Genomic DNA, 24,806 nt, shown 5'->3' on the forward strand with positions numbered 1-24,806 from the left:
GATGCCAATGACCACGCTCCGACGAATCCTTCCTGTCGCTGCCATCGGCGCCGCGCTGCTGTTACTGGCCAGTGCGGTGACGGCCGCCGATACCGTGCTGCATCCGTTCCTGGTCGCCCAGCCGAAGCAGGCCCCGCAGGAGGTGAATCTGGCGGTGGAGATTCCGGCCGGCAGCTTCACCAAGTACGAGATCAAGGAAGACGGCCTGGTACACGTGGATCGCTTCCAGTCGATGCCGGTGGCCTATCCGGCCAACTACGGCTCGATGCCGCGCACCCTGGCCGGTGACAACGATCCGCTGGATGCGCTGGTGCTGACCCGCGAACCCCTGCACCCAGGCGTGATCGTGCGCTTCCGGCCGATCGGTTACCTGAAGATGATCGATGGCGGCGAGCACGACGAGAAGATCATCGGTGTGCCGACCGACAAGGTCGACCCGACTTACGCCAGCATCCGCGACCTGGCGGATCTGCCGGAGGTCGAGCGCCAGCGCATCGAGGCGTTCTTCCGGGTCTACAAGGACCTGCCGCCCGGTCGCAACCCGGTGCAGCTCAACGGCTGGGGCAATGCTGCCGAGGCGCGCACGCTGATCATCGAAGCGATGAAGCGCTTCGAAAAGTAGATCCACGGCATGCGTGGATTCAGTCCAGCAACGTCTCGATGAACGACTCGGCCTGCATGCGGTCGCCCAGTACCCGGGCCACCGCCTGTACGGCTGCCTCCTGGTATTCAGGACGGATGCCGCCATCGTCATCGTCGTTGTAGAGGTCATCGCCGGCATCGAGGTACACCGTGCCTGCAGCAGCCAGAGCCGCCATCAAGGTCGGCACATCGGTAGTGATCTCGCCGGCATCCAGCAGGCCGGCACCGTGGTGGCTGAACAGCACACGGCCGTCGTCCAGGTCGAGGATGAACGGATCAGCGCCGCGATCGGCAATCACCAGCCAGTTCGATGGCCAGTCGTTGATCCGTTCGCCGCTGATGCCGTGCCATCGATAGCCGGCCTGCTGGCTCCACAGGCGTTGCAGTGGCGGTATCCAGACATCAAGGCCGGGAACGGTGATGCCGGCGCGGCCAACTCTGGCATTGATCTCTTCGCCCAGCGGCCCGACCTGCGCGTAGAAGCACGCCAGTGCCGGGGGCAGCGGGAACGGGCCCTGCCAGTCACGCTCGTGCTGGGCATGCAGCAGCCCGAAGCGGGCGAATGAGGCGTGCAGATCATCCATGTCAGAGCCCAACGGGTAGCGGCCGTGCAGTCTAGCAGACGGCGTCTGCGCGCATCTCCTTCACCGCCGCTGGCTATGATGTGCGCCTTCCACAACGAAGGCGGTGCACGTGTCGGTAGCGTTGGTATGGTTCCGCCGTGATCTGCGGCTGCAGGACAATCCGGCCCTGCAGGCCGCGCTGGATGCGGGCCACGACGTGGTGCCGGTCTACATCCATGCGCCGCACGAGGAAGGCGAGTGGGTGCCCGGTGCGGCCTCCGATGCGTGGCGCCACCGTTCACTGGGCGGATTGGATGCGGACCTGCGCGCGCGTGGTTCGTCGTTGGTGCTGCGCAGCGGTGACAGCCTGCCGATCCTGCAGTTGCTGATCGAGCAGACCGGCGCCGAGGCGGTGTACTGGAACCGCAAGTACGAACCGGCCACCCAGCCACGCGACGCGACCATCAAGCGTACGCTGCGCGAGCAGGGCATCGACGCGCAGAGCTGCAATGGCAGCCTGCTGTTCGAGCCCTGGGACATCGCGACCCAGCAGGGCCAGCCGTACAAGGTGTTCACGCCGTACTGGCGCAACGTACTCAGTCATTGGCGCCTGCCGGCGCTGCAGGCCGCGCCGCAGGCACTGACGCCACACACGGTCGACAGCCTCGCACTGGATGATCTCCAGCTGGCACCGACGCTGGACTGGGATACCGGCTTCTGGGAGCACTGGCAGCCGGGCGAGGCCGGTGCGCTGGAGGCACTGTCCGTGTTCGAGGACGGTGCATTGCGCGGCTACCGTGAACAGCGCGACCTGCCGGATCGCGTGGGGACCTCGCGGCTGTCGCCGCACCTGCATTTCGGCGAGATCGCGCCGTGGCGCATCGCCCATGCGCTGGAGGGGCTGCGCAGTGCAGGCACTGACGCCGACATCGACGGTTACCTGCGGCAACTGGGCTGGCGCGACTTCGCCTATCACCTGCTGCATCACTTCCCGAAGACGCCGACCGACAACCTCAACCCGCGCTTCGATCGCTTCCCATGGGCAACGCCCAGTGACGCTCAGCTGCACGACTGGCAACGCGGCAACACCGGCGTGCCGATCGTCGATGCCGGCCTGCGCGAGCTGTGGCACACCGGCTACATGCACAACCGGGTGCGGATGATCGTGGCCAGCTACCTGTGCAAGCACCTGCGCGCGCACTGGCTGCATGGCGCGCGCTGGTTCTGGGACACCCTGGTCGATGCCGACCTGGCCAACAACACGATGGGCTGGCAATGGGTGGCCGGGACCGGCGCCGATGCCGCGCCGTATTTCCGCGTGTTCAACCCGGTGACCCAGGCCGAAAAGTTCGATCCGCAGGCCCGTTACATCAGTCGTTGGGTGCCCGAACTGGCCGCGCTGCCGGTGAAGGCGCGCTTCGCGCCGTGGCAGCATCCACTGCTGCTGGCCGCGCATGCCCCCGGCTATCCGCGCACCCCGTTGGTGGACCTGGCCGCCGGTCGGGATGCCGCGCTGGCCGCCTACCGGGAGACGGGGGCAGGGTAAAGCGCGGGATGAGCGATCCAGTCAGTTAGCTGAACGCGGCCCTGTCGCCGCGCCGCATCATCATCCCGACATCGCATTGGGCTGTTTATTCTCTCTGCGCCCGCAAGCCGCCGGCCCGACCGGAAACCAAGGAGAACCACATGATCCGCAACACCACCCGCAACGTCGCACTGGCCCTGATGAGTGCGGCCGTCCTGTCGGCCTGCGCCACCGGCGGCTCCTACGTGCAGAGTGACCAGTACGGCAACCCGACCGAGCAGCAGAACCGCACCGGCCGCAATGCGCTGATCGGCACCGCGATTGGTGTGGCCGCCGGCCTGCTGACCGGCGACAGCGCTACCGAGCGTCGTCAGCACGCGCTGATCGGTGCCGGTATCGGCGCGCTCAGCGGCGCTGCCGTCGGCCAGTACCAGGATCGCCAGGAACGCGCACTGCGCGAGCGCACCGCCAACACCGGCATCGATGTGCAGCGCCAGGGCGACAACATCATGCTGAACCTGCCGGATGGCATCACCTTCGATTTCGGCAAGTCGACCCTGAAGCCGCAGTTCTACGGCTCGCTCAACGGCGTGGCAGGCACCCTGCGTGACTACAACCAGACCATGATCGAAGTGGTCGGCCACACCGACAGCATCGGCAGCGACGCGGTCAACAACCGCCTGTCGAAGGAACGCGCCGACTCGGTGGCGCAGTACCTGATCGGCCAGGGCGTGCAGAGCGTGCGTATCGAAACGCTGGGCGCCGGCAAGTCGTATCCGATTGCCGACAACAGCACCGATGCCGGCCGTGCCAAGAACCGCCGCGTCGAGATCCGCGTGATTCCGCTCAAGCAGTAACGCATAGCGTTACTGCTGTTCCGGCGTAGCCGGAACGAAAATGCCGCCCTTGCAGGCGGCATTTTCTGTAGGTGCCGAGCTTGCTCGGCACGCCGACAGCGCTCCCGGTGGCGGCTTTTCCGAATGGCGCCGACCAAGGTCGGCATCTACCGGAAGCCAGGCAGCCGGAACGAAAATGCCGCTCCTGCAGGCGGCATTGTTGTGGGTGCCGAGCGTTGCTCGGCACGCCGACAGCGCTCCCGGTGGCGGCTTTTCCGAATGGCGCCGACCAAGGTCGGCACCGTTCAAAAAACCAAAGTCGAGCAAGCTCGACTCTACAAAACCCGGTTACGCCGCCGAAGCAGCGACCTTCTCCAGGATGCGCTTGCCGCTGCTCTCCAGCGCGGCGTCTTCCTTTTCCTTCTGCTGCTGCGCCAGCTTCGCGCCCGGGCACTGCGCCAGCATGTAGTTGGCGTCGAAGTTGAGCTTTTCCACCAGGAAATCGACGAACGCACGCACCTTCGGCGAGACCAGGCGGCCACCGGCGAACACGGCGTTGAAGTCCACTTCCGGGCCGGTCCAGCCGGCCAGCACGCGCCGTACCATGCCCGACTCGACGAACGGCTTGGCCATCACATCACCGGTCAGCAGCAGGCCTTCGCCACATACCAGTGCACCATTCAACGCGGACATGTCGTTGGCCGTCATCAGCGGGGTGACCGGGAAGTCGCGCAGCTCGCCGCCGTTCTCGCCCAGCTGCCAGGTGAAGCGTGGTGAATTACCGGTGTGGTACGGCTTGCGCATCGCCAGGATGCGATGGAACTGCAGCTCTTCCGGATGCAGCGGCTCGCCATAGCGCTCGATGTAGGCCGGGCTGGCGAACACTTGCGTGCGCAGGCTGCCGAGCTTGCGCGCGACCAGGTTGGAATCGGGCAGGGCACCGACACGCAGCGCCAGATCCGCCTCACCGGCGATCAGGTCCAGCTTCTCGTTGCCCATGTGCATGTCCAGGCGGATCTCTGGATACTGCGCATGGAACTGGCCCAGCAGCGGGGCGATCCAGGTGATGCCGATCGAGTAGGGCACGGTGAAGCGCAGCCAGCCGCGCGGGCCGGACTGCAACTGGCTCACCGCGCTCTCGGCTTCTTCCAGCTCGCGCGCGATGCGCTGGCAATGTTCGTGGTAGATCGAGCCGGCTTCGGTCAGGCCGAGGCGGCGGGTGGTCCGGTGCAGCAGTCGCGCGCCCAGGCGCGTTTCCAGCTCCTGCACTTTGCGGCTGACCGTGGTCTTGGGCAGGCCGAGCGATTTGGCAGCGGCAATGAAACTGCCTTGCTCGACCACTTTGACGAAGATCAGCGTCTCGTTGAGATCGTGGGACATGGTCGGGGATCCTGGACGTCGGGGATGGGACAATCGTGACAGAACGATTGGACCGGGAGCGGGATGATTATTCCCCTTAATCAGGACTAATCAAGTAAAGGTTTGAGGTCTATCGTGGCGCCATTCGTGAAATGGAGCCCCCTCGCCATGAGCCTGCGCAACATTCTTGCCCGCTTCCGGCATGCCGGCCAGAACGCCCTGGACCTGGCGATGACCGTCGAAGCTCGTCCGAGTTCCTTGGTACACAAGGATTTTCGTGAGTTTACCGCGCCCATGCGTCAGCAGCGTGGCGGCGTCATCCGCCTGGTCCCACACAAGGGCGACCGACTGCGTCGAATTGGGACTATCCCGGATTTGGGAGGAAATGTCCCGTGAATGGGATACTGACGCCCGAAGTTCTGGTCCTCGGCGGCACCGGTGCCGTGGGCCAGGGCGTGGTCGGCGCCCTGCTGGAGGCCGGCAGCCCGGTACTGGTGGTCGGTCGCGATCCGGGCCGGCTGGCGGCGCTGCATGAGCAGTTCGCCGATGAGCCGGGCCTGGAAACCGTGCTGGGTTCGCTCAGCGATGACGGCTCGGCACGGGCGTTGGCCGAACGCATCGCGCAGCGGCCGCGTCCGTTGGCTGCAGTGATCGCCGCGATGGGCGGCCCCTACCGTCGCGGCCGCGTGGTTGACCGCAACGGCGACGAACTGCTCGGCGCGCTGCACGCCGACCTGATGCCGCACGTGCACGCCGTGCGCCATCTGCTGCCGCTGCTGCAGGACAACATGCACGCGCGCCGCTACGTGATGATCGGCAGCCCGGCCGCAGTCAAGCCGTGGGCCGGTTACGGCGAAAGCTCGATCACCGCCGCGGCGATGCGCATGTACGCGCAGGTGGTGCACCAGGAAGCGCAGGCGATCGGCGTGCGCGCGCAGATGCTGGAAGTCTGCAGCCCGGTGTGTACCCCGGCCAACGCGGCCAACGCCTGCATCGAGTGGCCCAGCTCGCTGCTGGTCGGTCGCCGCGTGGTCTCGCTGCTCGATGGGTGTCGCGACAACCGCGCCATCGTCCGCTGTGACAGCAGCGATGCCGAACTGCCGCGCGGCCTGCTGCACCTGGAAGTTCCTCCGCTTTGGCGCGACACCGCAGGCGTTGCTTGACCTCGACCATGGTTGAGGTCGCAGTATGCGCCGCCGATTTTCGCAACACCTTCTCATATAGCTGTACCACCCCTCCGTACGGATGCATGCCATGACTTCCCCCAACACCACCCCACATCGTTTCGGCCATCGCATCGCGATGGTCGGCGTGTCGATCCTCGCCGCGGCCGTGCTTGCAGCCTGCAGCGGCGGCCATGCCGAAGAAGCCGGTGCACCGCCGCCGCCGCAGGTCAGCGCCGCGCCGGTGCTGGTCAAGCAGGTCAGCCAGTGGGACGAGTTCAGCGGCCGCGTCGAAGCGGTACAGAGCGTTGAACTGCGCCCGCGCGTGTCCGGCTACATCGACAAGGTCAACTACGTCGAAGGCCAGGAAGTGAAGAAGGGCGAAGTGCTCTTCACCATCGACGCGCGCAGCTACCAGGCCGAATACGATCGTGCCGCCGCCGAGTTGGCCCGCGCCCGCACCCAGGCCACGCTGGCCCGCAGCGAGTCCGAGCGTGCCAAGCGGCTGTCCGAGCAGCAGGCGATCTCCACCGAGACCGCCGAGCAGCGTCGCGCTGCCGCCGACCAGTCCGGTGCCGCCGTGCAGGCGGCGCAGGCTGCGCTGGATGCGGCCCGCCTCAACCTGGAGTTCACCAAGGTGCGCGCACCGATCGACGGCCGCGCCGGCCGCGCGATGGTCACCGCCGGCAACCTGGTCACGGCCGGCGACAGTGCCAGCGTACTGACCACGCTGGTCTCGCTGGATACCGTGTTCGTCTACTTCGATGCCGACGAAAGCACCTTCCTGCGCTACGCACAGATGGCACGCAAGGGCGAGCGCCCGAGCGAGCGTGACAGCGAACTGCCGGTGAAGGTCGGCCTGTCGGGCGAAGAGGGCTACCCGCATGCGGGCAAGGTCGACTTCCTCGACAACCAGGTGGCGCGCAGCACCGGCACCATCCGCGTCCGCGCGCTGCTGGACAACGCCGACCGCCAGTTCACCCCGGGCCTGTTCGCCCGCGTGCAGCTGCTCGGCAGCGGCCAGTTCCAGGCCCTGCTGATCGACGACAAGGCCGTGCTGACCGACCAGGACCGCAAGTACGTGTACGTGGTCGACAAGGATGGCAAGGCGCAGCGCCGCGACATCCAGCTTGGCCGCACCGCTGAAGGCCTGCGCATCGTCGAGCACGGCCTGGCCGCCGGTGACAAGGTGATCATCGACGGCGTGCAGAAGGTCTTCATGCCGGGCATGCCGGTGCAGGCCAAGGCCGTGGCGATGCAGCCGCAGGCTGCGCCGGCACCGGGCCGCGATGCCACCGCCGCACTGAACCACTGATCCGCGTCCCCGCTTAGCTGCCGGCGCCAGCGGCAGCCTTCCCTGCCTTCGTCGTCCCGACGAGGGGCAGGGTGGCTGTTGCCCGCCGAATGCCTTTCCCAGGAATTCCTCCATGGACTTTTCCCGTTTCTTCATCGACAGGCCGATCTTCGCGGCGGTGCTGTCGATCGTGATCTTCGCCGCAGGCCTGATCACGATTCCGATCCTGCCGATCAGCGAGTACCCCGAAGTGGTGCCGCCGTCGGTGGTCGTGCGCACGGTGTATCCGGGCGCCAACCCCAAGGTCATCGCCGAGACCGTCGCCACCCCGCTTGAAGAGGCCATCAACGGCGTCGAAGGCATGATGTACCTGAAGTCGGTGGCCGGCTCGGACGGCGTGCTGCAGATGACCGTCACCTTCCGCCCGGGCACCGACCCGGACGCGGCGGCGGTGAAGGTGCAGAACCGCGTGGCGCAGGCGCAGGCGCGCCTGCCCGAGGACGTGCGCCGGCAGGGCGTGACCACGCAGAAGCAGTCACCGACCTTCCTGATGGTGGTGCACCTGACCTCGCCGCAAGGCAAGTACGACACGCTGTACCTGCGCAACTACGCCCGCCTGCACGTCAAGGATGCGCTGGCGCGTATTCCGGGCGTGGGTGACGCGCAGATCTTCGGTGGCGGCGACTACGCCATGCGTGCCTGGCTGGACCCGGACAAGGTGGCTTCGCGCGGCCTGACCGCCAGCGACGTGGTGCGCGCGATGCGTGAGCAGAACGTGCAGGTTTCGGCCGGCCAGCTCGGCGCCGAACCGTTGCCGAACAGCCAGTTCCTGACCCTGATCAATGCCCAGGGCCGTCTGAAGACCGAAAAGGAATTCGGCGACATCGTGCTCAAGAGCGGCACCGATGGCGAGATCGTGCGCCTGGCCGACGTGGCCCGCCTGGAACTGGGTGCCGGCGACTACACCCTGCGCTCGCAGCTGGACGGCAAGAATGCGGTCGGTATCGGTATCTTCCAGTCGCCGGGTGCCAATGCACTGGAGATCCGTGACCAGGTCATCTCGACTATGGACGAGATGCAGAAGACCATGCCGGCCGACGTGAAGTACGAAGCGGTGTATGACACCACCATCTTCGTGCGCGACTCGATCAAGGCCGTGGTCTCCACGCTGCTGGAAGCCATCGCCCTGGTGGTGCTGGTGGTGATCCTGTTCCTGCAGACCTGGCGTGCCTCGATCATTCCGTTGATCGCGGTGCCGGTGTCGGTGGTGGGTACCTTCGCCGCGCTGTACCTGCTGGGCTTCTCGATCAACACGCTGAGCCTGTTCGGCCTGGTGCTGGCGATCGGCATCGTGGTCGACGACGCGATCGTGGTGGTGGAGAACGTCGAGCGCAACATCGAGGAAGGCCTGTCGCCCACCGCGGCGGCACACCAGGCCATGCGTGAGGTGTCCGGCCCGATCGTGGCGATCGCGCTGGTGCTGTGTGCCGTGTTCGTGCCCATGGCCTTCCTGTCCGGTGTCACCGGCCAGTTCTACAAGCAGTTCGCGGTCACCATCGCCATCTCCACGGTGATCTCGGCGATCAACTCGCTGACCCTGTCGCCGGCCCTGGCCGCGCGCCTGCTGAAGGCCCACGGTGCGCCGAAGGATGGCCCGAGCCGTCTGATCGACCGCCTGTTCGGCTGGGTGTTCCGTCCGTTCAACCGCTTCTTCAAGTCCAGCTCGGAGAAGTACGAGCGTGGCGTGGCCCGCATCCTTGGCCGTCGCGGTGCGGTGTTCGTGGTCTACGCGATCCTGCTGGTCGGTACCGGCGTGATCTTCAAGCTGGTGCCGCCGGGCTTCATCCCGACCCAGGACAAGCTGTACCTGATCGCCGGTGTGAAGCTGCCGGAAGGTTCGTCGATCGCGCGTACCGATGAAATGCTGCGCAAGGTCGCCAAGATCGCCCAGGAAACCGATGGCGTGGCCCACACCATCTCGTTCCCGGGTTTGAACGCGCTGCAGTTCACCAATACGCCGAACACCGGTGTGGCGTTCATTCCGCTCAAGCCGTTCGCCGAGCGCCATGGCCGCACCGCCGCGCAGATCAATGCCGAGATCAACCAGAAGATCGCCGGTCTGCAGGAGGGCTTCGCGTTCGCGATGATGCCGCCGCCGATCCTCGGCCTGGGCAACGGCAACGGCTACCAGATGTTCATCGAGGACCGCGGCAACCTGGGCTACGGCGCGCTGCAGAATGCCGTGCAGGCAATGCAGGGCACCGTTGCGCAGACGCCGGGCATGGCCTTCCCGATTTCCAGCTACCAGGCCAACGTGCCGCAGCTGGATGCCGAGGTCGACCGCGTCAAGGCCAAGGCACAGGGCGTGCAGCTCACCGAACTGTTCGACACCCTGCAGACCTACCTCGGTTCGGCCTACGTCAACGACTTCAACCAGTTCGGCCGTACCTGGCAGGTGATCGCCCAGGCCGATGGTCCGTTCCGCGAGACGGTCGAGGACATCGGCAAGCTGCGTACCCGCAACGACCGCGGCGAGATGGTGCCGATTGGTTCGATGGTCACCATCAAGCAGACCTTGGCCCGGACCCGGTGCTGCGCTTCAATGGCTATCCGGCAGCGGACCTGGCCGGTGAAGCCGACCCGCGCGTGCTGTCGTCGGCCGAGGCGATGAACAAGCTGACCGAGATCGCCGGCAAGGTGCTGCCGGTGGGCATGACCACCGAATGGACCGACCTGAGCTACCAGCAGGCGACCCAGGGCAAGGCGGCCTTCATCGTGTTCCCGGTGGCGATCATGCTGGCCTTCCTGGTGCTGGCTGCGCTGTACGAGAGCTGGTCGCTGCCGCTGGCGGTGATCCTGATCGTGCCGATGACCCTGCTGTCCGCACTGTTCGGCGTGTGGCTGACCGGTGGCGACAACAACGTGTTCGTGCAGGTCGGCCTGGTGGTGCTGATGGGCCTGGCGTGCAAGAACGCGATCCTGATCGTCGAATTCGCCAGAGAGCTGGAGATGGGCGGCAAGGGCATCGTTGAAGCCGCGCTGGAAGCCTGCCGCCTGCGTCTGCGTCCGATCGTGATGACCTCCATCGCGTTCATCGCCGGCACCGTGCCGCTGGTGCTGTCGCACGGTGCAGGCGCCGAGGTGCGCTCGGTGACCGGTATCACCGTGTTCGCCGGCATGCTGGGCGTGACCCTGTTCGGCCTGTTCCTCACCCCGGTGTTCTACGTGGCCCTGCGCAAGTTCGTCACCCGCAACGGTGGTGGCCAGCTGGTGCAGCACGGCGAGCCGACCATCCACCACTGACATGGAACCCCGTCGCCGCCGGTCACTGGCCGGCGGCGGCTTTCCCCTCACAAGGCATGCATCCATGAATACCCATCAGAACAAGATCGCGCTGGTCACCGGCGCCACCCGTGGCATCGGCGCGGAGACCGTGCGCCAGCTGGCCCAGGCCGGCGTGCACACGCTGCTGGCCGGCCGCAAGCGCGAGACCGCCGTGGAGCAGGCGCTGAAGCTGCAGGCCGAGGGCCTGCCGGTGGAAGCGCTGCAGCTGGACGTCACCGACGGCGCCAGCATCGCCGACGCCGTGCAGCAGGTGCGCGAACGCCACGGCCGTCTCGACATCCTGGTCAACAATGCCGGCGTGCTGCTGGAAAACCCGGCGCAGCTGCCGTCGGAGCAGTCGCTGGATACCTGGCGCCGCACCTTCGACACCAACGTCTATGCACTGGTCGCGGTGACCCAGGCGTTCCTGCCGCTGCTGCAGCAGGCCAAGGCCGGACGCATCGTCAACGTCTCCAGCATCCTCGGTTCGCAGACCCTGCACGCCGATCCGGCATCGGGCATCTACGATTTCAAGATCCCGGCCTACAACGCCTCCAAGGCAGCGGTGAACAGTTGGACGCTGGCCCTGGCACACGAACTGCGCAGTTCGCAGATCAAGGTCAACACCGTGCATCCGGGCTACGTGAAGACCGACATGAACGGTGGCCAGGGCGAAATCGAAATCGCCGAGGGCGCGCGTTCCAGCGTGCAGATGGCACTGATCGGCCATGAAGGCCCGAACGGCAGCTTCACCTACCTGGGCGAGGTGCTGCCATGGTGATCCGCACGTTGGCGATGGCCGTCTCCAGCCTGGTGCTGGCAGGCTGTGTCAGCGTCGGCCCGAACTACAAGGCCCCGGTGCAGGAACCGGTGGTCCTGCAGAGCGCACAGCAGCCGGTCTTCAGCACCGTCTCGCCGGTGGCCAGCTGGTGGGCGCAGTTCGATGATCCGGTGCTGGAACAGCTGGTGCATGGCGCACTGTCGGACAACCTGGACCTGCGCGTGGCCGTGGCCCGCGTCAGCCAGGCCCGCGCGGTGTTCGTCGAAAGCCGCTTCGACCAGGCCCCGCACATCACCGCAGGCGGCAGCTACGACCGCCGCAAGCAACCCGATCCGCAGCTGGGTGGGCAGCGGGTGTTCAGTGAAAGCTACCAGCTCGGCTTCGACGCCGGCTGGGAGCTGGATCTGTTCGGCCGCAAGCGCCGTGCTGCCGAAGCCGCGCGTGCCGACCTCGGTGCCGAGCAGGCCAACCTGGCCGACGCACAGGTACTGGTCGCCGCCGAAGTGGCACGCAACTACTTCGAGCTGCGCGGCACGCAGAAGCGTATTGCCGTAGCCCAGCACACCCTGGAAAACCTGCGCGATACGCAGAAGCTGACCGAGGCGCGCTGGGAACTGGGCGCCGGCAGCGAGCTGGATGTGCAGAGCAGCCGCGCCCGCCTGAAGGCGATCGAGGCCGACATCCCGCTGCTGGAAGTGGCCGAGGCGCAGTCGCGCAACCGACTGGCGGTGCTGCTCGGCCAGCGCCCGGAAGTGCTGACCGACATGCTCGCGCCGCATGACGTGCCGGCCTTCGCCAAGGCATTGCCGCTGGGCGATACCCGCGAACTGCTGCGTCAGCGCGCCGACGTGCGCGTGGCCGAGCGTCGCCTGGCGGCCGCGACCGCACGCGTGGGCGTGGCCACCGCGGACCTGTTCCCGCGGCTGTCGCTGTCCGGCTTCGTCGGTTTCCTGGGGGGCGATGCCAGCGGCCTGGTCAATGGCAACAACAAGGCCTGGTCGCTGACCCCGTCGCTGAGCTGGGCCGCATTCGACTTCGGCACCGTGCGTGCGCGCCTGCGTGCCAGCAAGGCTGAAGCCGAAGGCGTGGCCGCGCAGTACGAGCAGGCGGTACTGCTGGCCCTGGAAGACACCGAGAACGCGCTGACCCGCTACTCCAAGCAGCAGGCGCGGCTGGCGATCGTGGTCGAGCAGGCGCAGGCGGCACGGCGTGCCGAATCGCTGGCACAGATCCGCTATCGCGAGGGTTCGGAAGACTTCCTGACCCTGCTGGATGCGCAGCGCACGCAGTTGGCGGCTGATGACGCGTTGGCGGCGGCCGAGTCCGAAGTCAATGTCAGCGTGGTCGGCGTGTACAAGGCGCTGGGCGGCTGGGGGCAATCACCGCAGCAACCGAGCGTGGCGCAGGTGCAGTAACCGCAGGGGACGGAGGCAGTGGCTTCCGTCCCCTTCTGCTTTCACGCCCCGCGGCAGCGGTGTGTCCTGCTCCCTGCGTGGGCGGCAGGCGCAGGAAGGGCGGTGCATGCCGTGCACATTGCCATCGTCGTGACGTTTCTGACTCTGCCGGAATGCCGGCCCGCCGTGTAACTAGTGGGTCAGACACACGGGAGGACAGGCGATGGCGGACGGAAGGCGGGATACCCAACGGATGTTGTTCGGCGATCCGGGTCCACCGGGTGCGGGGCTGTCGGTGGCGGTCGTGGTGCTGCTGGTGCTGGCGACGATGGCCGCCGCGGTCGGTTTCCTGCGCCTGCAGGATTCGATGCTGGGGCTGGGCCTGATCGGGGTCGCCGTGTTCCTGGCAATCGGCGCCCGCATCTGCCAGGCGCGCGATCAGCACCAGGCGCTGCATCGCCTGCTGTCGCGGCAGCCGCCGCTATAGCGGTGGCTGCCGTGGGGGTTCAGTGCTTCGGCCAGTCCAGTTCGACGACCAGCGGGAAGTGGTCCGATGGCAGCACGCCGTCGATGCGGCGGTCATCGGTCAGGAAGCTGCGCGCACGGAAGCCGCGCACCAGCACCCAGTCCAGCTGCACGGTGGCCTTGCCGGTGAAATCGTGGAAGGTCAGTCGCGGGCCCTGCGGTGCCTTCACCTGGGCACGGGTGTCCTGCAGCACACGGGTGAATGCCTTGTAGGTGTCACCGCCGGGCTCGCTGTTGAAGTCACCGGTCAGCACCACCGGCAGGTCGGCCGGCAGGCTGGCCAGGCGCTTGCCGATCAGCTCGGCACCCTTCACCCGGCGTGGTTCGTCCTCGTCACGGTAGGGCAGGTGGGTATCCATGAAATAGAAGCGGCGGCCGTCGTCGATGCGGCGGAACAGCGCCCAGGTGACCATGCGCGGGTACAGGTTGCCCCAGGTGATGCTGCCGGGCACATCAGGCGTGTCGGACAGCCAGAAGTTGCCTGATTCCTCGATCGCCAGCACCGTGCTGTCGTAGAACACACCCATGTGCTCGTCGCCGCTGCCGCCGCGGCGGCCCTCGCCGAACCAGCGGTAGCCGGGGAGGTGTCCGGCCAGGTACTCAGCCTGCTCCTGCACCAGCTCCTGGGTGCCGATCACCGCCGGGTGCGCATCGAGGATGACCTTCACCATCGCATCGCGACGATCGGGCCAGCGCTTGCCGGGCTCGGTATCGGCCGGGGTGCGCACATTGAACGACATCACCTTCAACGGCGCGGGCGCTGCGGCCCAGGCGCTGGTCGCAGGCAGGGCAAGCGCCAGCAGGGCACACAGTACGGGGCGACGGAAACGCGACAACATCGTGGAATCCCTCCATTCCATGAAAACGGTTTCACGGAGCATCGCACGGATTGCCTGTTCATGGCTGTGCGTGCGCTGGCGGTATCCGCCGGTCGCCGCGGCGTATTCAGCAGGGCCTTGACGGCGCATTGACCCGCCCGCGCGGGCCTGCGTGCTAGAACGGCGCTGCCGGCCACTGAACCCGGCGCCGCAGCAACCATCAACGGAACCACAAGGAGCTGTGCCATGTCACGATTGATTCGCGCCCTGCAGGTGTCGCTGAACCTGCGTTCGGACAATTCCACGCAGTGCATCCGTTCCAAGTATCGCTACTGGAATATCTTCTGACCGGAAGGACTCCACGTATTCGATGACATCGCCAGGGAAGGTCGATGATCTTCCCTGGCATTGGAGGCAGGGCATGGATGAGCGTGCAGCGGATGCGGAAGTGGTTTCCATCGACGATCTGCTCGAACGCGTGCGTCGCGAAGGGCCGGTACTGCGCTTCAACAATGATGTTGTCGGCATCTTTGATCCGGCCCTGGCGGTCAGGATCGACAAGGCCAACACCGACCAGCACACCGTACCGGATTCACTGATTGATTTTCTCGGGCTGCGCAGAGGCAGGGATCCGGTTGCGTGGCGCGAGGTGCGGGCACTGCTGAGCGAGCAGGCCGGGCGGCTGGCCAGTCCCGGCCACATGCGCGACCTCTACACGCGCATGCACGGCTTCCTTGCCCAGCGCGCGGACAGGCCGCACGACCTCAGCGAACTGAGCTGGTGGACGATTTCGCAGTCGCTGTTGCCGCTGCTGATCGATGGCCTCAGTCGTTCCGATGTCGATGCGCTCATCGGTGAGCAGAAGACCCGATACAACGCCATCGTGCTGCAGAACTTCTCGTTCTGGCGACGGATCATCGACTTCCATCTTTCCCGCCGCGCGGCCCGCACGGTGTCGCGGCACATCCGGCGTCGTGCACGCGGGACCGTGCCGCGCGAGGACTTCCTGCAATCCCTGCTGCCGCTGGTGCAGCGGGTGGGGGTGGATCGCGTGGCCTATCTGGTATCGATGGTGCTGGCCGGCATGTCGGGCCTGCCGGGCATCACTGCGGCCAGCCTGCTGTACGCAATGCACCGTTTTCCGCACTGGCAGGCGCGCATCCGCGAGGAAACCTCGGCGCTGAGCCTGGAGCAGCTGTACGCACTGCCGATCAAGTCGCTGCCGTGCACGTCGCGTTTCGTCAAGGAAACCCTGCGGCTGTGGCCGGGGCTGTTCGCCCTGCACCGTCCGGCCTCGCACGATATCGATATCGAGGGCGTGTGCATCCGCAAGGGCGGGGCGTACGAGCTGTCGTCCTACTTCCAGCATCACTCCCCGGAGTATTGGCAGAACCCGGACAGCTTCGATCCTGATCGCTGGTTGCCGGAGCGACGCCAGGCCAACAAGGGCGCCTACGTACCTTTCGGTTTTTCCTCGCGGGCCTGCATCGGCAGTGCGGTCGGCCACGCGCAGCTGCTGCTGTTCTGCGCGCTGGTGACCCGCGATTTCGAGTTGACGGTACAGGATGAGCCAACACCGTGGATGCAGCTGGAAGGCTTTGCCATTCCGGTCGACTTCATCGGTACGCTGACGCCGCGCTGCGCGTGACGGCAACGGCAGTGCCTGGATCAGTCTTCAATCTCGCCACGGCGGGCTGCCGCGCGCACCGCCTGCGCGGTGGTAGCCACGCCGAGCCGTTGCCGCGCTCGCCGCAGATGGTTCTCCACCGTGCGTGCAGACAGCCCCAGCGTGGCCGCGATTTCGGCCTGGCGCCGGCCAGTGGCAACCCAGCGCAGCACTTCGCGTTCGCGTGCGCTCAAAGCGCCTACGGGAACATCCGCCGGCGCTTCGGCAAGCCGCCGCGCCGCACGGAAGGCTGACGCACCGACCATTTCCAGCTGCAGGCGCGCGCTGGCGGACGCATCAATCGAGGTGCCGGCGAAGCTGACCGCACCTTCCAGGCCGGTCGGGCCGAACACCGGTACCTGCAACCCATGCAGGCCATCGCCGCGCGGCTGCTTCACCACCTGGTAGCGTTCGCCGCGCACGCCCTGGCGCTTGCTCCAGAAGAACGGCGCATTGCTGTCCAGCACATGGCGGTTGACCGGGCAGGCGTGCAGGTAGCGGGTGAGATCGGTATCGCTGCCGTCGCCGAACCAGTCACCCTCGATCCAGTACACGCGCTGCGCGTCGCGCTCCAGCCCGGTTCCGGTGGCGAACACCAGCAGCCGGTCGTAGCCCAGTGGCGAGGCGGCGGCGCGCAGCACGCCGCCCACCGCGGCCAGCGACCGCGCCTGTTCCAGTTCCAGCAGCGCGGGCACCAGCGCAGGCATTGGCTCAGCGCCCGGCCAGCGCGTCGAGCAGCGTGCGCGCGGCCAGCTTGCCCAGCGCATTGCCGGCCAGCGGACTGTCGCCGGTCAGCAGCAGGCGATCCTGCAGCACGCTGCCATCAATGCCCTCGTTGACGATCTGCACGCCCTGCTGGGCCAGGCGTTCACCGAAGAACCAACGCAACTGCCCCGGCATGTAGCCGATCTCCGGTGTCTGCCGGTCCATCGCGTCGGGGAAGGCACAGATGCGGTAACCACGGAACAGCGAGCCACCCCCGGCTTCGTCGATACCTGCCGCCAGCAGCGCTGCCGGGCCATGGCAGAGCGTGATGATGTGGCGCTGGCCGGCCATGGCCCATTGCAGCGCGGATTTCACTGCCGTGCTTTCAGGCAGGCCGATCAATGCGCCGTGGCCACCCGGAATGAAGATGGCGGCATAGTTTGAATCGGCGCCCAGGCCAGCCACCACCTCGTCCAGCTGCAACGGCTGGCGGAAGCGCGCCTCGTAGCGTTCGTACAGGGCGCCGATCTCGCGGTCCTCGCGCGGGAAGGCCCACCATTCGAACTTGACGGCGTTGCCGGACAGCGTCGCGACGTCGATATCGAAGCCAGCCTTGTCCAGGTGGTACATCGGCAGCAGGGTTTCCACCGGGTGGTTGCCGGTGGAGAACAGGTGGCCATTGGCGGTCGGCAGATAACGTTCGTCGGCGGCGATCATCAGCACCTTCCAACGACCATCGCGGCGTGCATCCGGATACTCGGCGCCGGACAGGTCGCTCTTGGGCGAGGTGAACTGCGACAGCGAATACGGCGACGGGAAGAAGGCATCGCGCTCGGCCGGATCGGGGCTGGGCTGGCGGCTGGGCTCTTGCGTGTTCATGCGGACCTCCGTTGGGGGAAAGTGAGCCCAGCATAGGAGGCCGCGTGCGCAGGCGCGATGAGGGATTCCCCTCAATGGACGACCACCCGGATGTTGCATCGCGCCACCGGCCCGGTTGGACAGCAGGATTATGTCGTGTTATCTAGCCGGTGCCGGGATAATCCCGGCATAACCACACAGCAAGCAAAGGAATGAAAATGAAAAGATTCGCCCGAGCATTGCGCGTCACTCTGAATATCCATCCGAACGAGAAGAGCAGTGTGTGGAATACCTGGCCGCTCTGGGTCGAGTTCTGATCCTGCGGGGCAACCCCGCGATTGAGCGGTAGCAAGACGAAGGGACTCGTCTTTCGAGTCCCTTCCTGCCGGAGACGCACTGCATGCAAGGGATGTCGAATGAAGGCAGCGCCATTGCTGCCGAGCGCTTGGCTGCGCGCGTGGAGCGCGAAGGGCCGGTGCTGAAACTGGAAACCGGCGGCATCGGGGTGTTCTGCCCGGAACTGGCCGGCAAGGTCGACAAGGAAAATTCCGAGCACCTGTTCGTGGTCGAATCGCTGGCCGACCTGTTCCGCCGGCACGAACGCGTGCGCTGGACCGAAGTGCGCAGTCTGATCGCCACCTGCAGTGCTGAGCTTACCAGAGCGCAGACCCTGGAGGCGCTGCAGTCGCGCATGCGGCAGGCGTTGGACGCACTGTGCGGGCGCGAGCTGGATGCCACGCCAGCCGTGTGGAAGGTGATGGCGCATCCGCTGGTGCCACTGGTGATCGACGGGCTCGACGCACGCGGCACCGCGGCCATCGAACGTGCCCTGCATCTGCGCTACACCACCCAGGTCGAGCAGGTCATCCATCGGCGTCATCTGCTGCGCAACTTCCTCATCGGTCGCGGCGAATCGCGGGCGATCGCCGCCGAACTGAAGCGACGCGTACGCGACGGGCGCGTGCCGCTGGACTACGCGCAGTCATTGCTGAGCCTGCGCGAGCGCATCGGCCTGGACAAGGTTACCTACCTGGTCACCGTGCAGCTGATCGCCATTTCCGGCGTGCCCGGCATGATGGCCGCCTGCCTGCTGCTGGCGATGCAGATGCATCCGCACTGGCGCCAGCGCATCGAGGAGGAATTCGCACCGCTCTCGGATGCGGAGATCCATGCGCTGCCGATGGCCAGGATTCCCTGCACCATGCGCTTCCTGAAGGAAGTGATGCGGCTGTACTCCACGCCCTTCAACAATCGTCGGGTGGCCGCCTGCGATCTGCAGGTGGAAGGGCAGGCCATCGCCGAGGGCACGGTGTTCGAGCTGAGCTCGTTCATCCAGCATCGCTCGGCGAAGTACTGGGATGACCCGCTGCAGTTCGATCCCGATCGCTGGCTGCCCGAGCGGCGCAAGCGCACCGCCGGCATCTATGTGCCTTATGGCTTCCCAACGCGCTCGTGCGTCGGGTCAGCGGTGGGCAACGCACAGCTGGTACTGCTGTGTGCGCTGCTCGCACGTGAATTCCGTTTCACCCCCAGCGCCGGCTACCGGCCCGAGGTGCGCATGGAAGGCTTCGCGATCCCGGCGGCGCTGCACGGCACGTTCTCGCGGCGCACGGCAGGTGCCTGATCTGTCGGGGACGGCGGCTTAATTTCCGGTTCGCCCGTGTTCCTGCATGTCCTCATGCAGGATCCGCCGCAGCTCGATGATGGCCGGCGTGGCTTCCTGCACGCTGTGCCCGGACACGATCACTTTCTCCGAATCCGCGTGCGGCAGGTGCGAGCTCCAGTAGGGCACCAGCCCGTCGTCGGTCTTTTCCAGCGGGCCATCGGCCTTGGCGCGGGCGATGATCGAGTGGTAGTGCACCTTCGGTGACATCGGCAGGTCGGCGACGGCGCGGACGAACGGATCGTCCTTGTCCAGGTTCTGGATGCTGTTCATCTGGTAGCCGTGCTTGCCATCGTTGCGATCGATCTGGCCGTCGTTGGCCAGCGTCGTCACGTCTTCCAGCACGGTCAACGGCAGCCTTACCAGGCGGCCGATCCAACGGCCGAGGCGGGTGCCGGCCACGTCGGTGCCGCGATGCGGCGTGGCGATGAACACCACCCGCGATACTTCCGGTTCCGGCAGGAAGGTCAGCACCGGCGCGCCCTTGGTGCGCAGCAGCTCGCGCTGGGCGGGCGTCATCTGCGCGGTGGCCAGCAGGGTGTCGACCAGGTGGTCGCCGGAAGAGGACACCATCAAGCGCGCGATCACCCCGCCCATGCTGTGCCCGACCAGCACCATGTCATGCGAGGCCTGCGCCTTGCCGCTGGGGTCGAAGTGCTTGAACACTTCGGCCAGCGTGTGGCGCATTGCATCGTGGCTCATCGCGATGGGCATGTTGGTCGGGTAATAGAACTGCCAGACCTGGAAGTCCTGGCGGATCTCGTCGTCGCGCATCAGTTCGTTGGCTACGTTGACCCAGGCCTCCGGACTGCTGGCCAGGCCATGGATCATCAACAGCACGCGGCGGTTCGGGTCGTAGGGCTGCATCATGTAAAGATGCGGCGTGTCGATGCCGCCCTTGCCACCAAACAACGAGCGCAGCGACTGGTGGCTGAAGTTGGAGCGTGCCAGCCACAGCGCATAGCCGGCAGTGAAGTTGGCCGCCAGTGGCACCTGCTGGCCGTGCAGGGTCACTTCCGAGACCTGGTAGGGATCGTGGATCTCCAGTTCCGGCTCGTCGTCATGCAGCACTTCCCACAGGTTCTTGCCCGAGAAGCGCAGCAGCACCGTCATCGAAGGCGAGGGCATCTCGCTCCAGCTCTGTGGGGCCGGGGTGCCTGCCTGCGTGGCGGGCGTCGTTGCCGCAGGCGGGATGGCCGTGCTGCCGGCCGGGTCGTCCATCACCGCCACCAGCTCGGCACCGAAGCCATCGCGGCGATGCACGCTGCGCAGCGTGCCGGTGAAGGACAGCGAGGCCGCCGGTACCAGCTCGGTAGGGGTACGCGTATCCAGCGGTGATGCTTCGCCTGAAGGGGCCAGCACGAAGGTCCAGCGGCCCAGCTGGAAATGGCTGGCCTGGCTGTGCACGCGGCCGGTGGCATACGCGTTGTACAGCTGCACCGAGGCTTCCTGCACAGCCAGGTTGTAGTAGTCGCGCACCTGGGTCTGGCGGTCTTCGAAGCCACGCTGGTTGGCGGTGCGCTCGGTGAAGAACAGGTAGGCGTAGGCCTGGCGCGCGACCTGCATCCAGGCATCGAGGCGCGGCTGGAAGTCGGCATCCAGTTCGGTGATCGCGGTCTTGGCGCGGCCGGATGCCGAGTACTCGCGCTTCGGCGCCGGCAGGGTCATCGCATACTGCAGCCACAGCTCGGCCAGGCTGGAGCGCTTGTCTTCCTCGCGCACCACGATGCTGCCTTCCATCGCCTCGATGCAGGGCAGGCCGGGCTTGGCACAGACGCCTTCGTCGAGGCCGGCCACCCGCAGGGTCTCCGTGGTCGCCGCGCTGAGCTTGCCGGAGGTGAGGATGTCACCGCGCTTGAGCGCGATGTACTGGCCGGGCGTGACCGAGGCGACCTGCACCGACGGCCCGAACTGGCGCAGCGTCGCGCAGCCGCCCAGGGTGAGCAGCACGGTGATGATGAGGGTCGTGCGGCCGATGAAGCCCAAGCCCGTGGTAGCCATACGATCCTCCTGCGCGGTGGCGCCACTCTAGCGGCCGGCCTGTCAAAGCGGAATAGACCGGGCGGTCGGTTTGGGCCTGGCCGCCGTGGGCGATTCAGCCATTCCCGTGTGACACTGCGGTGAATGGAAGTGGCACGGTGATGGCGATGGCCTGGCTGGAAACCCGCATTCCCCCGCCCGTGGTAATGCTCCTATGCGCTGCTGCAGGCTTTGCAGCGCGCTGGCTGCTGCCGGGTTTGCACCTTCGGGTGCCGGTGCCGATCCTGCTGGCAGGCGTGATGTTGACGCTGGGTATCGTGCTCAATCTGCTGCCCAAGCTGTCGTTCCAGCGCGCCGGTACCACCGTCAATCCTCTGCGACCTTCGGCGTCGAGCGCACTGGTTACCAGCGGAATCTACCGCCGCACGCGAAATCCGATGTATCTCGGCCAGGCGCTGGTCCTGTTTGGGGCCATGGTGTACCTGCAGAACCTGATCGCGCTGCTGGTGGTGCCGCTGTTCCTGGTGTACATCACCTGGCTGCAGATCCTGCCGGAGGAGCGGGCACTGATGGCCCGCTTTCCCGAGGCGTACGCGCAGTACCGTCATCGCGTGCCACGCTGGCTGTAGCGTCGGCTACGCCATCAGCGGCTGATCTGGCACTTCACCGCTGCCGAATAGCCCTCGTAGTCGTCGCCCGCGATCACGTGCAGGGTGTGGCGCTTGTCGATGCGCTTCACGTACGACGGCTCTTCGGTATTGGCATGCTCGTTGACCTCGGTCACCGACCAGGCCTTGGCCAGGCGCTTGGAATCGACGCCGTTCAAGTACACGAAGAGGCTCTTCTCGCCCTCGGCCACGTTTACATCGGCACTGGTGACCGTGCCGCCAAACAGCGCGACCGGCTTGTCCTCCGGCTCGAAGGTGCCGCCCGGTTTCTTGGCCAGGCCGGCGGCCTGAAGTGCATCGATGGCCTCGGCGGCACTGAAGTTCGAGCCGGCCTTGCAGGCCAGCAGCGCTTCCAGCGTGGCGGTGCCGGGTGGGGCGATGGCGGGTGTGGCAGCGTGTGCGATTGGGGCTGCGGTGAAAACAGCGAGGAACAGGGCGAGCGTGGTTGTGGCGGTTTTCATTGCAGATCCTTCTGGCGGTAGCAGGAATCAGAACGCTGGCTCGATCACCGGGAACTCTTCAGCGGAGGAGTAGAGGCGATAGGCCTGTGTGGCGCCAGCGCGGACGTTGATTTCGGTCGAGCGCCGGCGGGAATTGTTGGTCTTCTCCGATTGCAGCACGCCGCACAGGCCCCGCCCCTGGACAGGCGTGGCGGTCAGTACGTGGCGCCCCTCGGCCAGGACAAGGGACAGGCGCTCGGCGGGGTCGAGATGTGCGGCCATCTTCCCGTCGACCATGACGCCCATGTAGCAGCCGCTGCCCACGAATCCAACGTCGCGGGTGACCGTGATGGTGCCCGTGGGTTCTCCCTGGGCGTCGATCGGGAAAATGCGTGCGGCCGGAGCGTCCTTGATCTGCTCGGGGGATGCCTGCTTGGTAGGCATGCAGCCGGACAGTGCGGTAATCAGCAGAGCAGGGACGAGCAGCTTCTTCATCACAGTTCTTCCTTGGCGGAGATCGGGGTCTCGATGGACGGAATGATGCAATGAAAAGGGCCTGGAGTTACAGCCTTCCAGACGTGCAGGCATAAACGTAGCCGGAACCCCGGTCGTAACGGGATCCGGCTTCTTGCCCCGGACGGGCAGGTTTTCCTTGAACTTGTCGGCCGGGTAGACTCGCCTGCCTACAGGGAGGACGTATGAAGAAGATTTCGGCTCTGGGGTTCTTGGTCCTGCTTGCCGCCGGATGCTCCTCAACGGCAGTCAACCCGGGGACAGCGAAGGCTGTGTCAGCCGGTCGAATGTACGACGCCAGTTACCTTGAAAGCAGTCCCGATCGCTCGGCCACCATCAACGTGACTCGCGATAAAGGGTTTGCGGGCGGTGGCTGCTCGTTCGACATCCTGATAGACAACCAGAAGGTCGTTGCGTTGAAGCCAGGCGAATCGGTCAGCATGCACGTGGTGCCTGGAACCTACTTCCTGAAGCTTGAGGCCGGTGGCGGTCTTTGCCAGAACGTCTCAACATTCCAGAATGTGACGGTCGCTGCTAGCGATGTCCTGGCCTATCGCATCTCATGGCCTGCCGGTGGACGGCCAACGATGGAGCGGCAGTAGGTTGCCGCTCATCCAAGGTTTGAAGTGCTTCCAGGCGACGCGTTCCAGGCGCTGAATCAAATGGCCCCCGCCGTCAACGATTGCCTCGTCAGTGAGACTAAGCGACGGATACGGGGCCTAGTCGGTACCGGTGGACAAGGGTGGAAAACGAAAAAGCCGGAACCCCTTATTTGACGAGGGATTCCGGCTTTTCGTGGACCCTTGCGGACCCGGTATTGGTGGAGGTGGGCCCTACCGCAATGTGAACGTAACTTGTTGATGGTGCAGGTAGTTTCTTCTGGCGTTCGAATCCGATACCCCCAGCAATACCCCCACTCTATGCAGCCTTGGCGGGTTCAATTCCATCCCGCTCGGCAACCCGGGCGGCCTGCCAGGCGTCCACCTCAGCCTCGATCCAGCCTACCGCGTTGCCGCCCAGCGGCACAGGCGCCGGGAAGGTGCCGGCGCTGATCCGGTCATAGATCGTGGTCTTGCCCAGGCCCGTGCGGCGCTTGACCTCGGGCATTTTGATGAAAACGAGCGGCTCGGTAGCCATGGTGTCCTCCTTCAGTTCGTGGCCAGCGCAGCGCGCAGCTGCTCGGTGGCGGTGTTCATGCGGACATCCTCCGCAGGTGCAGAATTGATCCCCACTGGTCGGCCATCGCTGCGGCAATCCCCGGATAGGTCTTGCTGCGTTCCTTCCAGCGATCGGGGCCGGGTGCCATACGGTGAATTCGATCCTCACGGCCTTCCACGATGTTGGTAGGCGTTAGGCGGGGAAGGCCTTTCAGCCACAGCGCGGTCGCCTTGGTCTCCCCGTGGCCAAACTGCCAAGGCTGGATAACCTGGTCAGGCTGGCGCCACATCGAGGACATGATGCAAACCGGGTTCTCGATGGCAATCATCGGGATATCTGCTTTCGCCAGCATCATGAAGAATGAAACCGCCGACTGCTGCCTGCCGTCCATGCGCTTGGCCTCGAAGTGCCGCGCGCCGCTGACCGATAGGTGGGTGCATGGCGGATGGGCGATCATCAGATCCCACGGATAGTCCAGCACGTCGCGCACATCGCCTTGGTAGTGCGGTCCAGGAACATCGGTTGGGAGGAGGTCGCAGCTCATCGCTTCATGCCCTCCCCCAAGGAACTGATCCCGGACTGCGCCGCTGTACTCACAGGCGATCAGAACTCTCATACGTAGTCCTCCATTGCAGCGGTGAGCAGCTGGTCAGCCATGGTCAATTACCTCGCCAGCGCGGCTCCGCCACTCGTCGCATATCGCGTGAGGCTTAACCAGGAAATTTCCGAAGCTGCAGCGGTCTACGATCGGGTTGAGGATGGCGTCCTTCCGCTTGGGAACCCTGATCGTCCTGATCTTCCCTCGATGAGTCTTGACCTGCCGAAGTTCGTGGAGGGTGTGCGGCTCGCGGCGGAAGTAGACACAGGTCATGCAGCGCGGAGGCTCGGCGTCGAAGTTCTGCTTGGCCTTTGCGCAGTGGGCTACAAGGAT

Annotated in this window: 23 protein-coding genes and 1 pseudogene; 14 read left to right on the plus strand and 10 right to left on the minus strand. The window is 65.9% G+C overall.

From position 1 onward, the window contains the following. The first annotated feature begins 7 nt into the window (after positions 1–7). Positions 8–622 carry an inorganic diphosphatase gene (locus ACXI0D_RS01515; protein WP_119007683.1) on the plus strand — a complete coding sequence of 205 codons (615 nt, stop codon included), beginning with the start codon at positions 8–10 and terminating at the stop codon, positions 620–622. 19 nt (positions 623–641) lie between these two features. Here ACXI0D_RS01515 and ACXI0D_RS01520 read toward each other — a convergent pair whose 3' ends face one another. Beyond that, positions 642–1,226 (minus strand): SMI1/KNR4 family protein, encoded by a 585-nt coding sequence (locus tag ACXI0D_RS01520; protein WP_101765282.1) that lies wholly within the window; start codon positions 1,224–1,226, stop codon positions 642–644. Positions 1,227–1,335: 109 nt separating this feature from the next. Here ACXI0D_RS01520 and ACXI0D_RS01525 point away from each other — a divergent pair, with 109 nt between their 5' ends. Beyond that, a complete protein-coding gene (locus ACXI0D_RS01525) occupies positions 1,336–2,751 on the plus strand; it encodes a cryptochrome/photolyase family protein (protein WP_119007684.1) in 1,416 nt (471 codons plus the stop codon). 140 nt (positions 2,752–2,891) lie between these two features. Beyond that, positions 2,892–3,587: a YiaD family glycine zipper/OmpA-like lipoprotein gene (locus ACXI0D_RS01530; RefSeq protein ID WP_010484399.1), complete on the plus strand. Its 696-nt coding sequence runs from the start codon at positions 2,892–2,894 to the stop codon at positions 3,585–3,587. A gap of 327 nt (positions 3,588–3,914) precedes the next feature. Here ACXI0D_RS01530 and ACXI0D_RS01535 read toward each other — a convergent pair whose 3' ends face one another. Next, a complete protein-coding gene (locus ACXI0D_RS01535) occupies positions 3,915–4,946 on the minus strand; it encodes a LysR family transcriptional regulator (protein WP_005409107.1) in 1,032 nt (343 codons plus the stop codon). 147 nt (positions 4,947–5,093) lie between these two features. On the opposite strand from ACXI0D_RS01535, the gene ACXI0D_RS01540 reads away from it, so the two are divergent. The 7 genes and pseudogenes from ACXI0D_RS01540 to ACXI0D_RS01570 all read left to right on the plus strand — a co-directional run bounded on the left by ACXI0D_RS01540 (position 5,094) and on the right by ACXI0D_RS01570 (position 13,368). Then, on the plus strand, positions 5,094–5,321 hold the full coding sequence (locus ACXI0D_RS01540; protein WP_014036825.1) for a hypothetical protein: 228 nt from the start codon (positions 5,094–5,096) through the stop codon (positions 5,319–5,321). Beyond that, positions 5,318–6,088 carry an SDR family NAD(P)-dependent oxidoreductase gene (locus ACXI0D_RS01545; protein WP_049445448.1) on the plus strand — a complete coding sequence of 257 codons (771 nt, stop codon included), beginning with the start codon at positions 5,318–5,320 and terminating at the stop codon, positions 6,086–6,088. Before ACXI0D_RS01540 ends, ACXI0D_RS01545 begins: the two co-directional genes overlap by 4 nt. A 91-nt stretch (positions 6,089–6,179) precedes the next feature. Then, on the plus strand, positions 6,180–7,403 hold the full coding sequence (locus tag ACXI0D_RS01550; RefSeq protein ID WP_014036827.1) for an efflux RND transporter periplasmic adaptor subunit: 1,224 nt from the start codon (positions 6,180–6,182) through the stop codon (positions 7,401–7,403). 112 nt (positions 7,404–7,515) lie between these two features. Beyond that, a pseudogene (locus tag ACXI0D_RS01555) lies at positions 7,516–10,685 on the plus strand (efflux RND transporter permease subunit). A 64-nt stretch (positions 10,686–10,749) separates the two neighbouring features. Beyond that, positions 10,750–11,487 (plus strand): SDR family oxidoreductase, encoded by a 738-nt coding sequence (locus tag ACXI0D_RS01560; RefSeq protein ID WP_049445446.1) that lies wholly within the window; start codon positions 10,750–10,752, stop codon positions 11,485–11,487. Next, the gene (locus ACXI0D_RS01565) at positions 11,481–12,902 is read left to right on the plus strand and encodes an efflux transporter outer membrane subunit (protein WP_014646790.1); all 1,422 of its coding nucleotides are present in this window, start codon (positions 11,481–11,483) and stop codon (positions 12,900–12,902) included. The genes ACXI0D_RS01560 and ACXI0D_RS01565 overlap by 7 nt, the downstream gene beginning before the upstream one ends. A 202-nt stretch (positions 12,903–13,104) precedes the next feature. Next, on the plus strand, positions 13,105–13,368 hold the full coding sequence (locus ACXI0D_RS01570; protein WP_479642158.1) for a hypothetical protein: 264 nt from the start codon (positions 13,105–13,107) through the stop codon (positions 13,366–13,368). Positions 13,369–13,387: 19 nt separating this feature from the next. Here the strand turns inward: ACXI0D_RS01570 and ACXI0D_RS01575 are convergent, their stop codons facing one another. Beyond that, positions 13,388–14,245 carry an endonuclease/exonuclease/phosphatase family protein gene (locus tag ACXI0D_RS01575; protein ID WP_049445442.1) on the minus strand — a complete coding sequence of 286 codons (858 nt, stop codon included), beginning with the start codon at positions 14,243–14,245 and terminating at the stop codon, positions 13,388–13,390. Positions 14,246–14,645: 400 nt separating this feature from the next. Here ACXI0D_RS01575 and ACXI0D_RS01580 point away from each other — a divergent pair, with 400 nt between their 5' ends. After that, complete coding sequence (locus ACXI0D_RS01580) at positions 14,646–15,872, plus strand: cytochrome P450 (protein WP_101765284.1); 1,227 nt, start codon at positions 14,646–14,648, stop codon at positions 15,870–15,872. A gap of 20 nt (positions 15,873–15,892) precedes the next feature. Here ACXI0D_RS01580 and ACXI0D_RS01585 read toward each other — a convergent pair whose 3' ends face one another. Together ACXI0D_RS01585 and hchA are read right to left on the minus strand one after the other, a co-directional pair. Then, complete coding sequence (locus tag ACXI0D_RS01585; protein ID WP_479642159.1) at positions 15,893–16,597, minus strand: PA1136 family autoinducer-binding transcriptional regulator; 705 nt, start codon at positions 16,595–16,597, stop codon at positions 15,893–15,895. Positions 16,598–16,601: 4 nt separating this feature from the next. Further along, the gene (gene hchA / locus ACXI0D_RS01590; protein WP_049445438.1) at positions 16,602–17,474 is read right to left on the minus strand and encodes a glyoxalase III HchA; all 873 of its coding nucleotides are present in this window, start codon (positions 17,472–17,474) and stop codon (positions 16,602–16,604) included. A gap of 379 nt (positions 17,475–17,853) precedes the next feature. Here hchA and ACXI0D_RS01595 point away from each other — a divergent pair, with 379 nt between their 5' ends. Continuing rightward, positions 17,854–19,077, plus strand: a complete 1,224-nt coding sequence (locus tag ACXI0D_RS01595; RefSeq protein WP_479642160.1) for a cytochrome P450 — start codon at positions 17,854–17,856, stop codon at positions 19,075–19,077. An 18-nt stretch (positions 19,078–19,095) separates the two neighbouring features. Here ACXI0D_RS01595 and ACXI0D_RS01600 read toward each other — a convergent pair whose 3' ends face one another. Next, entirely contained in the window at positions 19,096–21,117 is a 2,022-nt protein-coding gene (locus tag ACXI0D_RS01600) for an esterase/lipase family protein (protein ID WP_479642161.1), read from the minus strand. A 146-nt stretch (positions 21,118–21,263) separates the two neighbouring features. Between ACXI0D_RS01600 and ACXI0D_RS01605 the strand changes: the two genes are divergently transcribed. Continuing rightward, positions 21,264–21,725 carry a methyltransferase family protein gene (locus tag ACXI0D_RS01605; RefSeq protein WP_479642209.1) on the plus strand — a complete coding sequence of 154 codons (462 nt, stop codon included), beginning with the start codon at positions 21,264–21,266 and terminating at the stop codon, positions 21,723–21,725. A 14-nt stretch (positions 21,726–21,739) separates the two neighbouring features. Here ACXI0D_RS01605 and ACXI0D_RS01610 read toward each other — a convergent pair whose 3' ends face one another. Beyond that, a complete protein-coding gene (locus tag ACXI0D_RS01610) occupies positions 21,740–22,225 on the minus strand; it encodes a hypothetical protein (protein WP_075674730.1) in 486 nt (161 codons plus the stop codon). Between the two features lie 27 nt (positions 22,226–22,252). Further along, complete coding sequence (locus tag ACXI0D_RS01615; protein WP_119007687.1) at positions 22,253–22,699, minus strand: hypothetical protein; 447 nt, start codon at positions 22,697–22,699, stop codon at positions 22,253–22,255. Positions 22,700–22,902: 203 nt separating this feature from the next. On the opposite strand from ACXI0D_RS01615, the gene ACXI0D_RS01620 reads away from it, so the two are divergent. Next, positions 22,903–23,319, plus strand: a complete 417-nt coding sequence (locus ACXI0D_RS01620) for a hypothetical protein (RefSeq protein ID WP_147416488.1) — start codon at positions 22,903–22,905, stop codon at positions 23,317–23,319. Between the two features lie 316 nt (positions 23,320–23,635). Here the strand turns inward: ACXI0D_RS01620 and ACXI0D_RS01625 are convergent, their stop codons facing one another. Both ACXI0D_RS01625 and ACXI0D_RS01630 read right to left on the minus strand, forming a co-directional pair. Next, on the minus strand, positions 23,636–23,854 hold the full coding sequence (locus ACXI0D_RS01625; protein WP_065183319.1) for a helix-turn-helix transcriptional regulator: 219 nt from the start codon (positions 23,852–23,854) through the stop codon (positions 23,636–23,638). 55 nt (positions 23,855–23,909) lie between these two features. Then, positions 23,910–24,491: a hypothetical protein gene (locus ACXI0D_RS01630; RefSeq protein WP_479642162.1), complete on the minus strand. Its 582-nt coding sequence runs from the start codon at positions 24,489–24,491 to the stop codon at positions 23,910–23,912. Positions 24,492–24,806 lie beyond the last annotated feature (315 nt).

This window comes from Stenotrophomonas sp. C9D9 (assembly GCF_056491205.1).

Excerpts from the sequence above, each read along its gene's own strand:
- ACXI0D_RS01615 (WP_119007687.1), bottom strand. The coding sequence starts at position 22,699 with ATGAAGAAGCTGCTCGTCCCTGCTCTGCTGATTACCGCACTGTCCGGC.
- ACXI0D_RS01560 (WP_049445446.1), top strand. The coding sequence starts at position 10,750 with ATGAATACCCATCAGAACAAGATCGCGCTGGTCACCGGCGCCACCCGT.
- ACXI0D_RS01580 (WP_101765284.1), top strand. The coding sequence starts at position 14,646 with ATGGATGAGCGTGCAGCGGATGCGGAAGTGGTTTCCATCGACGATCTG.
- ACXI0D_RS01570 (WP_479642158.1), top strand. The coding sequence starts at position 13,105 with ATGGCGGACGGAAGGCGGGATACCCAACGGATGTTGTTCGGCGATCCG.
- hchA (WP_049445438.1), bottom strand. The coding sequence starts at position 17,474 with ATGAACACGCAAGAGCCCAGCCGCCAGCCCAGCCCCGATCCGGCCGAG.
- ACXI0D_RS01585 (WP_479642159.1), bottom strand. The coding sequence starts at position 16,597 with ATGCCTGCGCTGGTGCCCGCGCTGCTGGAACTGGAACAGGCGCGGTCG.
- ACXI0D_RS01535 (WP_005409107.1), bottom strand. The coding sequence starts at position 4,946 with ATGTCCCACGATCTCAACGAGACGCTGATCTTCGTCAAAGTGGTCGAG.
- ACXI0D_RS01520 (WP_101765282.1), bottom strand. The coding sequence starts at position 1,226 with ATGGATGATCTGCACGCCTCATTCGCCCGCTTCGGGCTGCTGCATGCC.
- ACXI0D_RS01540 (WP_014036825.1), top strand. The coding sequence starts at position 5,094 with ATGAGCCTGCGCAACATTCTTGCCCGCTTCCGGCATGCCGGCCAGAAC.
- ACXI0D_RS01610 (WP_075674730.1), bottom strand. The coding sequence starts at position 22,225 with ATGAAAACCGCCACAACCACGCTCGCCCTGTTCCTCGCTGTTTTCACC.
- ACXI0D_RS01625 (WP_065183319.1), bottom strand. The coding sequence starts at position 23,854 with ATGGCTACCGAGCCGCTCGTTTTCATCAAAATGCCCGAGGTCAAGCGC.
- ACXI0D_RS01630 (WP_479642162.1), bottom strand. The coding sequence starts at position 24,491 with ATGAGAGTTCTGATCGCCTGTGAGTACAGCGGCGCAGTCCGGGATCAG.
- ACXI0D_RS01575 (WP_049445442.1), bottom strand. The coding sequence starts at position 14,245 with ATGTTGTCGCGTTTCCGTCGCCCCGTACTGTGTGCCCTGCTGGCGCTT.
- ACXI0D_RS01605 (WP_479642209.1), top strand. The coding sequence starts at position 21,264 with ATGGCCTGGCTGGAAACCCGCATTCCCCCGCCCGTGGTAATGCTCCTA.
- ACXI0D_RS01595 (WP_479642160.1), top strand. The coding sequence starts at position 17,854 with ATGCAAGGGATGTCGAATGAAGGCAGCGCCATTGCTGCCGAGCGCTTG.
- ACXI0D_RS01515 (WP_119007683.1), top strand. The coding sequence starts at position 8 with ATGACCACGCTCCGACGAATCCTTCCTGTCGCTGCCATCGGCGCCGCG.
- ACXI0D_RS01550 (WP_014036827.1), top strand. The coding sequence starts at position 6,180 with ATGACTTCCCCCAACACCACCCCACATCGTTTCGGCCATCGCATCGCG.
- ACXI0D_RS01600 (WP_479642161.1), bottom strand. The coding sequence starts at position 21,117 with ATGGCTACCACGGGCTTGGGCTTCATCGGCCGCACGACCCTCATCATC.
- ACXI0D_RS01530 (WP_010484399.1), top strand. The coding sequence starts at position 2,892 with ATGATCCGCAACACCACCCGCAACGTCGCACTGGCCCTGATGAGTGCG.
- ACXI0D_RS01565 (WP_014646790.1), top strand. The coding sequence starts at position 11,481 with ATGGTGATCCGCACGTTGGCGATGGCCGTCTCCAGCCTGGTGCTGGCA.
- ACXI0D_RS01620 (WP_147416488.1), top strand. The coding sequence starts at position 22,903 with ATGAAGAAGATTTCGGCTCTGGGGTTCTTGGTCCTGCTTGCCGCCGGA.